This window comes from Pseudomonas sp. NBRC 111140, assembly GCF_001320885.1.
Classification (GTDB): Bacteria; Pseudomonadota; Gammaproteobacteria; order Pseudomonadales; family Pseudomonadaceae; genus Aquipseudomonas; species Aquipseudomonas putida_P.
This window is the reverse complement of the sequence record NZ_BCBQ01000056.1, coordinates 1-12,801: the sequence shown is the minus strand read 5'-3', so window position 1 is coordinate 12,801 and position 12,801 is coordinate 1. Positions and strand designations below refer to the sequence as shown.

The 12,801-nt window shown below is 62.8% G+C and carries 10 protein-coding genes; 5 read left to right on the top strand and 5 right to left on the bottom strand.

Annotated elements, in window-relative coordinates; all coding sequences use genetic code 11:
* Window positions 1-28: 28 nt before the first annotated feature.
* Window positions 29-1,441, top strand: a complete 1,413-nt coding sequence (locus APH42_RS17920; RefSeq protein WP_060493912.1) for a DOPA decarboxylase — start codon at window positions 29-31, stop codon at window positions 1,439-1,441.
* Window positions 1,442-1,476: 35 nt separating this feature from the next.
* Here the strand turns inward: APH42_RS17920 and APH42_RS17915 are convergent, their stop codons facing one another.
* On the bottom strand, window positions 1,477-2,850 hold the full coding sequence (locus tag APH42_RS17915; protein ID WP_012272984.1) for an MFS transporter: 1,374 nt from the start codon (window positions 2,848-2,850) through the stop codon (window positions 1,477-1,479).
* A gap of 288 nt (window positions 2,851-3,138) precedes the next feature.
* Here APH42_RS17915 and quiC point away from each other — a divergent pair, with 288 nt between their 5' ends.
* A complete protein-coding gene (quiC, locus tag APH42_RS17910) occupies window positions 3,139-5,046 on the top strand; it encodes a 3-dehydroshikimate dehydratase QuiC (protein ID WP_012272983.1) in 1,908 nt (635 codons plus the stop codon).
* A 136-nt stretch (window positions 5,047-5,182) separates the two neighbouring features.
* Here the strand turns inward: quiC and APH42_RS17905 are convergent, their stop codons facing one another.
* Window positions 5,183-5,851, bottom strand: a complete 669-nt coding sequence (locus APH42_RS17905) for a bifunctional 2-polyprenyl-6-hydroxyphenol methylase/3-demethylubiquinol 3-O-methyltransferase UbiG (protein ID WP_060493911.1) — start codon at window positions 5,849-5,851, stop codon at window positions 5,183-5,185.
* Between the two features lie 90 nt (window positions 5,852-5,941).
* Between APH42_RS17905 and APH42_RS17900 the strand changes: the two genes are divergently transcribed.
* The 3 genes from APH42_RS17900 to APH42_RS17890 all read left to right on the top strand — a co-directional run bounded on the left by APH42_RS17900 (window position 5,942) and on the right by APH42_RS17890 (window position 9,972).
* Entirely contained in the window at window positions 5,942-6,454 is a 513-nt protein-coding gene (locus APH42_RS17900; protein ID WP_012272981.1) for a sigma-70 family RNA polymerase sigma factor, read from the top strand.
* Window positions 6,455-7,438 (top strand): FecR domain-containing protein, encoded by a 984-nt coding sequence (locus APH42_RS17895; protein ID WP_060493910.1) that lies wholly within the window; start codon window positions 6,455-6,457, stop codon window positions 7,436-7,438.
* Between the two features lie 107 nt (window positions 7,439-7,545).
* Window positions 7,546-9,972: a TonB-dependent receptor gene (locus APH42_RS17890; RefSeq protein ID WP_082421420.1), complete on the top strand. Its 2,427-nt coding sequence runs from the start codon at window positions 7,546-7,548 to the stop codon at window positions 9,970-9,972.
* A 33-nt stretch (window positions 9,973-10,005) separates the two neighbouring features.
* On the opposite strand, the gene APH42_RS17885 is transcribed toward APH42_RS17890, so the two are convergent.
* The 3 genes from APH42_RS17885 to APH42_RS17875 all read right to left on the bottom strand — a co-directional run.
* Window positions 10,006-10,869 carry a sensor domain-containing diguanylate cyclase gene (locus tag APH42_RS17885; RefSeq protein ID WP_012272978.1) on the bottom strand — a complete coding sequence of 288 codons (864 nt, stop codon included), beginning with the start codon at window positions 10,867-10,869 and terminating at the stop codon, window positions 10,006-10,008.
* A gap of 73 nt (window positions 10,870-10,942) precedes the next feature.
* Window positions 10,943-12,271 (bottom strand): TolC family outer membrane protein, encoded by a 1,329-nt coding sequence (locus APH42_RS17880; RefSeq protein ID WP_012272977.1) that lies wholly within the window; start codon window positions 12,269-12,271, stop codon window positions 10,943-10,945.
* A gap of 1 nt (window position 12,272) precedes the next feature.
* Window positions 12,273-12,801: HlyD family efflux transporter periplasmic adaptor subunit (locus APH42_RS17875; protein ID WP_156352819.1), on the bottom strand; the 529-nt coding region annotated here is incomplete at its 5' end.

Sequence of the window (12,801 nt, the reverse complement as noted above, 5' to 3'; positions counted from 1 at the left end):
GCAGTGGATCACCCAAAGGAGCCCCCACGTGACCCCCGAACAATTCCGCCAATACGGCCACCAACTGATCGACCTGATCGCCGACTATCGCCAAACCGTCGGCGAACGCCCGGTCATGGCCCAGGTCGAACCTGGCTACCTCAAGGCCGCTTTGCCCGCAGCCGCGCCCCAGCAAGGCGAACCCTTCGAGGCCATCCTCGACGACGTCAACCAGCTGGTGATGCCTGGCCTGTCTCATTGGCAGCACCCGGATTTCTACGGTTACTTTCCCTCCAACGGCACCCTGTCCTCGGTACTGGGGGACTTCCTCAGCACCGGCCTGGGTGTGCTGGGCCTGTCATGGCAATCCAGCCCGGCCCTGAGCGAACTGGAAGAAACCACCCTCGACTGGCTGCGCCAACTGCTTGGCTTGTCTGGACAATGGAGCGGGGTCATCCAGGACACCGCTTCGACCAGCACGCTGGTAGCGCTTATCAGCGCCCGTGAACGCGCCACCGATTACGCCTTGGTACGCGGTGGCCTGCAGGCTGAAGCCAAGCCTTTGATCGTGTATGTCAGCGCCCATGCCCACAGCTCGGTGGACAAGGCCGCGCTGCTGGCCGGTTTTGGCCGCGACAACATCCGGCTTATCCCCACTGACGAGCGTTACGCGCTGCGCCCCGAGGCGTTGCAGGCGGCGATCGAGCAAGACCTGGCCGCCGGTAACCAGCCATGCGCCGTAGTTGCCACCACCGGCACCACGACGACCACTGCCCTCGACCCGTTGCGCCCGATCGGCGAAATTGCCCAGGCCCATGGCCTGTGGCTGCATGTTGACTCGGCCATGGCAGGTTCGGCGATGATTCTGCCCGAGTGCCGCTGGATGTGGGACGGCATCGAGTTGGCCGACTCGGTGGTGGTCAATGCCCACAAGTGGCTGGGTGTGGCCTTCGATTGCTCGATCTATTACGTCCGTGACCCGCAGCACCTGATCCGGGTCATGAGCACCAACCCCAGCTACCTGCAGTCGTCGGTCGACGGCGAGGTGAAGAACCTGCGTGACTGGGGGATCCCGTTGGGCCGTCGGTTCCGCGCCCTGAAGCTGTGGTTCATGCTGCGCAGCGAGGGCGTTGACGCGTTGCAGGCGCGGCTGCGGCGTGACCTGGACAATGCCCAGTGGTTGGCAGGGCAGGTGGGGGCTAAAGCAGAGTGGGAAGTGCTGGCGCCGGTGCAATTGCAGACCTTGTGCATTCGCCATCGGCCGGCGGGGCTGGAAGGGGAAGCGCTGGATGCGCATACCAAGGGTTGGGCCGAGCGGTTGAATGCGTCTGGGGATGCGTATGTGACGCCGGCGACGCTGGATGGGCGGTGGATGGTGCGGGTGTCGGTTGGTGCGTTGCCGACTGAGCGGGGGGATGTCGAGCGGCTCTGGGCGCGCTTGCAGGAAGTGGTTGAAGGCTGACAATGCCGGGGCCGCAATGCGGCCCCGGCGGTCTATCAGTGGCTCACTGCCTGAAAGCTGCCTTTACGGCTAGCTTCATACGCTTCCTTCTCCATCGGCTTGGCCGCTGGGTTACCCAGGTCTTCCATCGCCAGGCGGTGGGTTTCCGGGGCAATGTAGGCCGCCAAGGCGCACACGCAGGTGATGAAGAACGCCAGGCTACCGACTACCAGCGGGATATTGTCCGAGCCAGGCGGGGCAACCAGTGCGAACAGCGCCGGCAGCATGGCAGTCAGCATGGTGCCGATGTTCTGCGCGATGGCCATGGCCGAAACGCGGTAGCGGGTGTGGAACAGTTCTGGGTAGAAGCTTGGGAACACCGCGTTGTAACCCTGATACACCATGCCCCACATCACGATCGAGGCGGCGAACGCCATTGGCACGTTCTGGATGCTGATTGCATACAGGTAGACGAAGGCCAGCAGACCAGAGCCCAGGCAGCCGGCGATCATGGTCGGGCGACGGCCGATCTTGTCCGACAAGTTACCCACGAACGGGATCACCAGCACCGCGACGATGTTGCCCACTACCGGGATCCACAGGTACACGCTCTTGTCGAAACCGATGCCATACGCCGGCTGCACCGCGTAGGCGGCACCGAAGATGGTGGCCACGACCGGGATCACGTTCATCAGCGCCATGAACATCACCAGCACCATGTGCTTCCAGCTGTGGCGGAAAGCTTCGCTGATTGGCGACTTGGCAACCTTGTCCTGTTTCTCTTCTTTCACGAACGCCGGGGTTTCGTGCACTTCCTTACGGATGATGAAGCCGGCAATCAGCACGATGGCGCTCATCAGGAACGGAATGCGCCAGCCCCATTCGGTGAAGGCTTCGCTAGGCATGAAGTAAGCCAGTGGCAGGAACACCGCCGCCGCCAGTACTTGGCCCGCTTGCACGCCCTGCAGGGTGAAGCTGGCGTAATAACCTCTTCGGCCGAATGGCGCGTGCTCCATGATCATGGAACTGGCCCCGGAGATTTCCCCGGCCACGGCAAAGCCCTGGATCAGGCGCAGTACCACCAGCAAGGCCGGTGCGAGGTAACCGATGTCGTGGTAGGTGGGCAGCAGGCCTACGGCCATGGTCGACAGGCCCATCAGGAACATGCACAGCAGCAGGACGTTCTTGCGGCCGCGGGTATCACCCCAGTGGCCCAACACGAAGGCGCCGACCGGGCGCGCCAGGTAGCCCACGCCGTACGTGGCCAACGAGGCGATGATGGCCATTTTCGGGTCGGTATTGGGGAAGAAGATCTGCGGGAAAATCAACGCAGCGGCCTGGGCATAGATGAAGAAGTCGTAGTACTCGAGTGCCGAGCCTATCCATCCACTGGCGGTCGCTTTCTTTGCTTGCGAGCTGGAGTGAGCCATCGTTGTCTCCGTTGTTATTGTTGTTTGCGCAGGTTCCGCCAGAGGTTATGCCAAGGCAGGAGGCAACGGTCGGTGTACCTGCATCTGTGGTTCATGTTGACCACGGGCCAGCGGTCTAGCAATTCGCCAAAACGGGTTTTGTGCGATAATCGAACGCAAAACTAACCATTCCGTACAAATGAATTGAAGCGAGGACTTTACCTGCGAATAATCGATCGTGCCATAAACTGTGCCCGTGGTTTCTACCTGACCGGCACCGTAATTTTCTAACAACAAGGAACTCCCGCCATGCAGCGTTCGATCGCTACCGTGTCCTTGAGCGGCACCCTGCCGGAAAAGCTCGAAGCCATCGCCGCCGCCGGTTTTGACGGCGTCGAGATCTTCGAAAACGACTTGCTCTATTACGCTGGCAGCCCGCGCCAGGTGCGTCAGATGTGTGCCGACCTGGGCATTGCCATCACCTTGTTCCAGCCGTTTCGTGATTTTGAAGGTTGCCGCCGCGACCGCCTGCAGAAAAACCTCGACCGCGCCGAGCGCAAGTTCGACCTGATGCAGGAGCTGGGTACCGACTTGGTGCTGGTGTGCAGCAACGTCCAGGCCGATGCCCTGGGTGATGAGCAACTGCTGGTCGACGACTTGCGTCTGTTGGCCGAGCATGCCGGCAAGCGCGGCCTGCGCATTGGTTACGAAGCCCTGGCGTGGGGCCGCCACGTCAACACCTATCAGCAAGTCTGGAACCTGGTGCGCCAGGCTGACCACCCGGCCCTCGGGGTGATCCTTGACAGCTTCCACACCTTGTCGCTGAAGGGCGACCCAAGCGCGATCCGCGACATCCCAGGCGACAAGATCTTCTTCGTGCAAATGGCCGACGCGCCGATCCTGGCCATGGATGTGCTGGAGTGGAGCCGCCATTTCCGCTGCTTCCCAGGGCAGGGCGAAATGGATATGGCCGGCTTCCTCGCGCCGATCCTTGCCACGGGGTACCGTGGGCCGCTGTCGCTGGAAATTTTCAACGACGGCTTCCGCGCCGCGCCGACCCGGCAGAATGCCGCCGACGGTTTGCGTTCGCTGCTGTACCTCGAAGAACAGACCCGCTTGCGCTTGGAGCAGGAACACACGCCGATCGAACCTGGCGTGCTGTTCACCCCGCCGGCGGCCAGCGCCTATGATGGGGTGGAGTTCCTCGAGTTCGCGGTCGACGAAGCCGTCGGCGCGCGCCTGAGCAACTGGCTAAAGCGCCTGGGCTTTGCCGAAGCCGGCAAGCACCGCAGCAAGGACGTTCAACTGTTGCGCCAGGGCGATATCAACATTGTCCTGAACGCCGAACCGTATTCCTTCGGCCACAACTTCTTCGAGGCCCACGGCCCGTCGCTGTGCGCCACCGCGTTGCGGGTCAAGGATCCGCAAGCCGCCTTGAAACGCGCCACCGCCTTCCGTGGCCAGCCGTTCCGTGGCCTGGTCGGCCCCAACGAGTGCGAAGTACCCGCGGTACGTGCACCGGACGGCAGCCTGCTGTACCTGGTGGAGCAGGGCACTGCTGGCCACACCTTGTACGACACCGATTTCAGCCTGGACAAGAGCGCCACTGCCACTGGCGGCCTGCGCCGCATCGACCATATGGCGCTGGCCCTGCCGGCCGAGTCGCTGGACAGCTGGGTGCTGTTCTACAAGAGCCTGTTCGACTTTGCCGCCGACGATGAAGTGGTGCTGCCCGACCCGTATGGCCTGGTCAAGAGCCGCGCCCTGCGCAGCCAGTGCGGCACCCTGCGCCTGCCGCTGAACATCTCGGAAAACCGCAACACGGCTATTGCCCATGCGCTGTCCAGCTACCGGGGGTCGGGTGTACACCACATCGCCTTCGATTGTGATGACATCTTCCGTGAGGTGGCACGGGCCAAGCTGGCCGGGGTTCCGCTGCTGGAAATCCCGCTCAACTACTACGATGACCTCGCGGCGCGCTTCGATTTCGACGACGAGTTCCTCAGCGAGCTGGCGTACTACAACGTGCTGTATGACCGCGACGCCCAGGGCGGCGAGCTGTTCCACGTGTACACCGAACCGTTCGAAGAGCGCTTCTTCTTCGAAATCATCCAGCGCAAGGGGGGCTATGCCGGTTACGGCGCGGCCAACGTCGCGGTGCGCCTGGCGGCCATGGCCAAGGCCCGTAGCGGCGCGGCGCGCAAGCCGGTCCTCTGACCCCAACGTGTAGGAGCGGCCTTGTGTCGCGATGGGCCGCAAAGCGGCCCCAAAAATTGATGCCGCGACACAGAACCTGGGGCCGCTTAGCGGCCCATCGCGACACAAGGCCGCTCCTACACCGACCGTGTATGCATCAGCGGCGCTCAGCCACCAGCAACAACGACTGCGGAACCGCACTCTGCGGGTGCTGTGGCTCCTGCAGGCTGACCAGCCTCAACCCTGCCATGTCCAGCGCATTCAGCCAGCTGGCCAGGGTACGGAAGTACCACGGCATCGGTTGCCAATCCCCTGCAAAACCGGCAAATGATTCTTCCCGCCAGCCATCCTGATAATCCCCACCGGCCACGCTCCATGGGTGCAACGTCTGGATCACCAGTGCGCCGCCCGGCACCAGCAGGTCATTCATTGCCGCCAGCAGCGGGATGATGTCCTGGTGCAGCAGCGCAAAGTTGGCACAAACGAGGTCATAGCCCTTGCCCACGTAAACCTGGCCCTCGGCCAATTGTGCGTAGCTGGCCAGGTGCACCTCGGCGGCGCCCACAGCACGTGCGGCATCCACCAGAGCCCTGTCACCATCGACGCCCACAGCCTCGATTCCACGGTCGTCCAGCGCGCGCAGCAGCCAGCCCTCGCCACAGCCCAGGTCAAGTACCCGTTCGGGCTGACGGCCGAGGATGGCCAGCAGAATGGCCTGGTCAGTGACTTGCCGGCGGCTCTCGATGGCGCCGCTGCGCACGGCATCGATCCAGGCCTGGGCGTTGTGCTGCCAACTGTCGAGCAGGGTGCTTTCAGGGTCAGACATGGTGGTGTCCCGGTAGTTGAACTTGCGTTGTGTTGAAACGCTACCTTAATATTGAAAACAATTCTCACTTGCGCAAACAGAATCGCCCCCATGAGCGACGTGCTACCTGGCTCCGACAATCACCTGCGCAATGTAGAGGCACTCTACAACGGCCACCAAGGCTGGCTGCATGCCAGATTGCGCAGGCGCCTGGGCAACGCGGTGGATGCAGCCGACCTGGTGCAGGATACCTTCGCGCGCATTCTGGCCTCGAAGACCGTGGTGTTTGACGAGCCACGCGCCTACTTGAGCTGTGTCGCAGGCGGCATCCTAGCCAACTGGTGCCAGCGCAAATCGCTGGAGCGTGCCTACCTCAAGGCCCTTGAACACTTGCCGGAACCCGAGGTGCCTTCGCCCGAGGCCCGCTTGCTGATTCTGGAAACCCTGCACGAGATAGATGCCATGCTCGACACCTTGCCGCCGTTGGTCAGGCGCGCGTTTCTGCTATCCCAGCTGGGCGGCATGAAGTACGCAGCCATTGCCGAGCAGCTGGGGGTATCGCTCATCACCATCAAGCGTTACATGAAACAGGCGTTTCTCCAGTGCTTGAGGCTGGTCGACTAGATGGTCGATGTCCAGCGTGCCGGCCCGGCGGATACCGAAGTGCTTGAAGAAGCGGCCGAGTGGTTGATGACCCTGAGTGCCGGTGATGTCACCGAGGCGCAACGGGCCGACTGGTTGGCCTGGCGCAGCAGCAGCCCGGCGCGTGCGCAGGCCTGGCAGCGTGCCGAGCGGCTGATGGGCAGGCTGGAAGGTCTACCGCCGGCGCTGTCGATGTCGGCACTCGACCGCCCGGCCGACCCCGGCCGTCGGGCGATGATCAGCCGGGTGGCGTTGCTGCTGGCCGTGCTTCCGGCAGGTTGGGCCAGCTGGAGGCTGACCGACCAACATGGTTGGGCCGCCGACTATCGCTCGAGCGTAGGCGAATGCCGCCAGCTCACCCTGGCCGATGGTACGCAGGTCTACCTCAATACCGACTCTGCAATCGACATCCGCTTCGATGGCAACGAGCGTTTCATTCAACTGCGCCGCGGTGAAATCCTGGTGCAGACTGCGCCCGACATCGTGGTCCCGGCGCGGCCCCTACGGGTGGGAACACGGGAAGGGCGCATGCAAGCCTTGGGTACTCGCTTCAGTGTGCGAGAGCGGGATGGGCGCACCTGGCTGGCCGTTGTCGAAGGGGCCGTTCGTATCGAACCCGCCGGTGGAGGCGCCAATGCAGGCGCCGTTGTCCAGGCCGGCGAGCGGGTCGATTTCAATGCGCACAAGGTCGGCCGGCCCATGCCGGTCGACCTCACTGCAACGGCCTGGACCCAAGGCATGCTGCTGGCAGACAGCATGCGGCTGGACGAATTTGTGGCCGAGCTGGCGCGCTACCAACGGGGCTTCATTCGCTGCGACCCTCGTATTGCCGGCCTGCGCATTTCGGGGGCCTTTCCGGTCAGCGATACCAGGCGCAGCCTGAGCATGCTGGAGTCGACCTATGCCTTGCAGGTCTCCGCGCACATGAATGGCTACTGGACCCTGCTTTCTCCCGCGCAGCCCTGAAATGCAAGGTACAGCAAAAAAAACGGCTACCCGGGTGATACTTTTTTCAATCTCGGCTGGCAACAGGAATGAACACTTCCATTCCCAGCCAGAAGGACCCGCCTTTCATGCCTGTTGCAAGTCGTCCATTCCGTAAGCGTGCTTTAGCTGTTGCTGTGCGCGGCTCCCTTTTTGGCGCAGTTCTGGTGGCAGGGGTTGGCCAGTTGCTGCCAGCTGTCGCGCAGCCCCTGGACGCGGTGGCCATCCGCACTTACCAGATTGCCCCGGGCCCGCTAGGGCGGGTCTTGTCCAGTTTCGCGCTGGCTTGCGGCGTTGCGCTTTCGTTTGAACCGGCATTGACCGATGGCCTGCACAGCCCCGGGCTTAGCGGCGCCTATTCGGCGCGGGATGGTATCGCCCAGTTGCTTGCCGGCAGCGGCCTTGAGCTGGTGGAGCTGAGTAACGGCAGCTATCAATTGATCCGCCAGCCAAGCAGTGGTGATAGCCTCACGCTGGCCGCTACCACCATCGAAGCCAATGGCATACGCCACGAAACCTTGCCTGAAGCCTACGCCGGGGGGCAGGTTGCGCGGGGTGGGCGGCTAGGCATGCTTGGCAACAAGGACGTGATGGATACGCCTTTCAGCGTTACCAGCTACACCGCAAAAACCCTCGCCGACCTGCAGACGGTTACCGTGGCCGATGCCCTGGAGCGTGACCCTTCTGTGCGTTCTACCGGGCAAACGGGTGGCATCGTCGATTCGTTCTTCATTCGCGGGTTCCCGGTGGGTGAAGGCAACCTGGGCGAACTGGCGTTCGATGGTGTGTACGGGGTTGCACCCAATTACCGCGTGTTCACCGAATATGCCGAGCGGGTAGAAGTGCTCAAGGGGCCGGGGGCTTTGATGTACGGTATTTCCCCGAACAGCGGCGTTGGCGGCGTGATCAACATCGTGCCCAAACGCGCGCTCGCCGAGGATTTGACGCGTGTCACCGCCAGCTACAGCTCTGACACCCAGGTGGGTGGCCACCTCGACATCAGCCGCCGTTTCGGGGACCAGCGGCAATGGGGCGTGCGTTTCAACGGCAGCCTCGCCCAGGGCGACACGGCTATCGATGACCAGCAGCGTGCCTTGGACATTGGCGCCATCGCCCTGGACTATCAAGGTGAGCGCTTGCGCCTGAACCTGGACTTCATCAGCCAGAAAGAGCGTTGGGATGCCGCCTCGCGGCCCTTCACCGTAGCGCCTGGCTTCGGTGTGCCCTCTGCCGCCAGTGGTCGAACCAACCTGCCGCAGGACTGGGGCTGGTCGAATACCCGCGAACAATCAGCGTTGCTGGGTGGAGAATATGACATCAGTGACTCACTGACGGTGTTTGCACATGCCGGTGGCGGCAGGGCAGATGTGGCGCGGATGTCCGACCAAGTACCGAAAATTCTCAATGCGGCGGGCGACACCAGCAACACCCCCGGTTACTACAAGTTCAACGTCGATCGTTCCACCGCCGATGTGGGGCTGCGTGCGCTGTTTGAAACCGGAGCGGTCAATCATACGGTAACGGCGATGGCTACCCGCTACCAGGATGAGCTGTCACGCGGCATCAACTTCGGCAAGGAGATCGTTTCGAACATCTATCACCCGGTGGATGTGCCCAAGCAATACATCGCTGCGCCGAAGGTGAGCCGGGTGTCTGAGTCCGAGCTGACCGGCGTTGCCCTGACAGACACCTTGTCGGTACTCGACGACCGCGTGCAATTGACGCTGGGGGTGCGCCGGCAGGAAATCGAGTCGCGCAACTACACAGCGGGGGTGTTCACCACGCGCTACAACGACAGTGCAATTACCCCCGTCGTAGGCGTGGTGGTCAAGCCGTGGGAAAACGTCGCGCTGTACTACAACTATGTCGAAGGCTTGAGCAAAGGCGATATCGCACCGGACACGGCAACCAATGGCGGTGATGCCTTTGCACCCTACAAGACCAAACAGCACGAGCTGGGTGTGAAGTACGAACACAACACGTTCATGACCACAGTTTCGGTGTTCCAGATAGAAAAACCTAGCGGTGAGCTTGGCGCCGACCGCCGCTTCTCGGTCCAGGCCCAGCAACGTAACCGCGGTATCGAGCTGAGCATGTTCGGTGAGGTTGCACCGGGCACCCGGTTGCTGGGCGGCGTGACGGTGTTGGACGGCAAGCTGACGGATTCGGCAACCCCCGCCAACAAGGGTAACGAAGCGGTCGGCGTGCCGGACGTGCAGGCCAACCTGTGGGCGGAGTGGGATACACCTTGGGCTGAGGGCGTCACGCTGACCGGTGGTGCTATCTATACCGACAGCCAGTACATCGACCAGGCCAATACCCAGGCACTCGATGCCTGGACACGGTTCGACGTTGGGGCGCGCTATGCCACCCGGATCGATGGCCGCCCTACAACATTCCGGGCAACGGTGCAGAACGTGTTCGACCGCGAGTATTGGTCGGGCGTAGCTTCGTACGGCGCGATATCGCCGGGTTACCCGAGGGCGTTGCAGTTGTCGGCCACGGTAGACCTCTGATGCAGGCCCGGTGCCAAAGCGCAGGGGGTATCGTTACCCGGTCGCTGTGTGTTTTCGCTTGACCCGGTACATATCCCCGTCGGCATGGCGCAGCAGCATGTCGGCATCGTGGCCATCTTCAGGGAAGCACGCCACGCCGATGCTGCAGGAGGGCGCGTCGATGCCGGACAACTCCATGCCGAGTGGCTCGGCCATGGCTGCGAGAATACGGGCTACCTGCTCGGCGATGGCCTCTGGCGATGGGCAGTCGGTCAACAGCACGGTGAACTCGTCACCGCCCATGCGCGCCACCGTATCGGTTTCACTTACGCAACCTTCCAGCCGCCGTGCAAGCGTGCACAGCACCCGGTCACCCACGGCATGCCCGTGCACATCGTTGATTTCCTTGAAGTCGTTGATGTCCAGAAACAGCAACGCCAGCGTGTGATCGTGTCGCCGTGCCGTGGCAAGGGCGGTGTCCAGGCGTTCATTGAACATGGCCCGGTTGGCCAGCCGGGTCAGCGGGTCGTGATGGGCGAGGAAGCGCAGTTCATCTTCGGCCTGGCGCAAGGCGGTCACGTCCCGCGCCACACCGATACGCGCTTGAGCCTCTTCGGACCAGCTGGCTGCCCACAGGATGTGCACGACGCCGCCGTCCTTGCGTACATAGCGGTTGCGGAAGTCGTAGTGCGCCTGGCCGTTCATCACCCGCACAATAGAGGCGCGCGTGGCTGCAAGGTCGTCAGGGTGCATGTAGTCGGTGATCGGTGTGCCAACCAGTTCGCAGGCTTTGTAGCCCAGCAACACTTCGCAGGCATCGCTGACGAAGACGATCTGGTTGTCCCTGTCGACCACGAACACCGTATCCAGCATCAGGTGGATCAGCCTGGGGTACAAGGCTTGCAGGTCTACGGGCATGGTTCAGGACGTCCGCGGCAAGGGTGACCGATCATAGCGCGAAGAAATGCGTCGCAGCTATGGGAAGTCAGCGTCAGTTGCTCACCATGAGTTCCGGCCCCAGGTAGCTGTTGACCTGTTCGATATCGTCATCCCCGAGGCTGCCCACCGAGGAGGCCAGGCGCAACCGTGACATCAGGTAGTTCAACTTGGCCTCGAACAGATCATGGCGGGCGTCATACAGCAGTTCCTCGGCGTTGAGCACGTCCGAATTGGTGCTGGTGCCGCCTTCCTTGAAGCCCTTGCGGGTCGAAGTCAGCGAGCGTTCGTTGGAGGCCACGGCCTTTTCCAGCGCATGAACGCGCAAGGCGCCACTCTGCACGCCACGGTACTCGCGGGTGGTGTCGGAAATCACCTCCTGGCGCGTTGCGTCGAGTTCGTCCAGGGCTTTGGAACTGTTGGCGCTGGCCTGACGGGTCAGGGCGCTCGTACTGCCGCCGCTGTACAGCGGAATGTTCAGCTCCAGCCCGATCGAGCTGTAGTGGTTGCGCTGGTTCAACTCGGATATCGACTGGCTGCTGCCAGCGGTATAGCCCGCCACGAAATCCAGGGTGGGGTAGTGCCCGGCGCGGGCGCGGTTGACTTCTTCTTCGGCCAGCTCGTAGTTGTGCCGGCGCGCATGAATCAGCGGGCTGTCGGCCTGGGCTTTCACCAGCCAGTCCTGCAGGTTGCCCGGCATCAGCGGCGGCGTGGCGAAGCCTGGCTGCAAAGTGGTCAGCGACTGCGGGGTTTCGCCAATGTATTCCTCCAGCTTGCGCCGGGCGTTGATCAGGTTGTCCTGGGCCTCGATCAGGTCGGCTTCGGCGAGGTCACGGCGGGCCACCGATTCGTCGACATCGGTGATGGTGCCGGCCCCCAGCTCCTTGCGCCGCTTTGCCGAGGCCAGTTGCTCTTCGAAGGCGTTCAACTTGGCCTTGGCCAGGGTGATGGTTTCGCTGGCCAGCAGCACATCGAAGTAGGCGTCGGCCAGGCGCACGGCGGCGTCCTGGCTCTTGGCATCGAACACCGCCACGCTATAGTCGGCCCGTTGCTGACCCTGGCGGTACTCGGCCATCTTCTGCTTGTTGAACAGCGGCTGGCGCAGGCGCACGTTGGCGCCTTTGGAGTCGTAGTCCAGGTCGTTGTCCTGGCCATTCTGGCGCTGGCTGCCATTGACCCTGTTGAAGTAGGCCGCTGCGTTGATCTGCGGCAGCAGGCCCGCCTCACCGATGGCGCGGTTCTCGCCGCCGGCTTGTTTCTCATGCACCGCGGCGCGGTAGATCGGGCCCTGGTATTGCAACAGGTCCCAGGCTTCCTTCAGGTCCATGGCACTGGCCTGAACGGCCACCCCCAACAGGCACAACAGCAGGCATGGGCGTTTCATGTCATTGCTCCTTGAACGCGGCGTCTACGCGTTCGAGCATGGGTTTGAGCAGGTAGCTGAGCAGGTTGCGTTCGCCGGTCTTGATGGTGACGGTGGCGGGCATGCCGGGGCGAATATGGTTGCTGCCCAGCAGCCCCATGCCGGTTGGCGTCACTTCCACCTGGGCCAGGTAGAACGGCTGCTTGCTTTCTTCGTCGAGCAGGCGGTCGGCGGAAATGGTCTTCACCCGCCCCGGAATGTTCGGCGTCTGAGCATGGTTGAAGGCCGGGAAGGCGATGTCTACGGCCAGGCCTGGCACCATCTTGTCGATGGCCTGTACCGGGATCATCGCATCGACCTGCAGCGGCTGGTCGAGCGGCACCACTTCCATGATCTTGGCACCTGGCTGGATAATGCCGCCGACCGTGGCGATGCTCAGGCCCTGGACCATGCCGTCGATGGGCGAGCGGATCACCGTGTGGGTCACTTCATAGTCCAGCGCGCGCAACCGGTCGGCCAGGGTGGTGTTTTCCTTGGCGGTGTCGGTCAGT

What these genes read in the sequence shown, in the direction of transcription:
- APH42_RS17915 (WP_012272984.1), bottom strand. Translation starts at nt 2,850, where the DNA reads ATGGCTCACTCCAGCTCGCAAGCAAAGAAAGCGACCGCCAGTGGATGG.
- quiC (WP_012272983.1), top strand. Translation starts at nt 3,139, where the DNA reads ATGCAGCGTTCGATCGCTACCGTGTCCTTGAGCGGCACCCTGCCGGAA.
- APH42_RS17905 (WP_060493911.1), bottom strand. Translation starts at nt 5,851, where the DNA reads ATGTCTGACCCTGAAAGCACCCTGCTCGACAGTTGGCAGCACAACGCC.
- APH42_RS17900 (WP_012272981.1), top strand. Translation starts at nt 5,942, where the DNA reads ATGAGCGACGTGCTACCTGGCTCCGACAATCACCTGCGCAATGTAGAG.
- APH42_RS17895 (WP_060493910.1), top strand. Translation starts at nt 6,455, where the DNA reads ATGGTCGATGTCCAGCGTGCCGGCCCGGCGGATACCGAAGTGCTTGAA.
- APH42_RS17890 (WP_082421420.1), top strand. Translation starts at nt 7,546, where the DNA reads ATGCCTGTTGCAAGTCGTCCATTCCGTAAGCGTGCTTTAGCTGTTGCT.
- APH42_RS17885 (WP_012272978.1), bottom strand. Translation starts at nt 10,869, where the DNA reads ATGCCCGTAGACCTGCAAGCCTTGTACCCCAGGCTGATCCACCTGATG.
- APH42_RS17880 (WP_012272977.1), bottom strand. Translation starts at nt 12,271, where the DNA reads ATGAAACGCCCATGCCTGCTGTTGTGCCTGTTGGGGGTGGCCGTTCAG.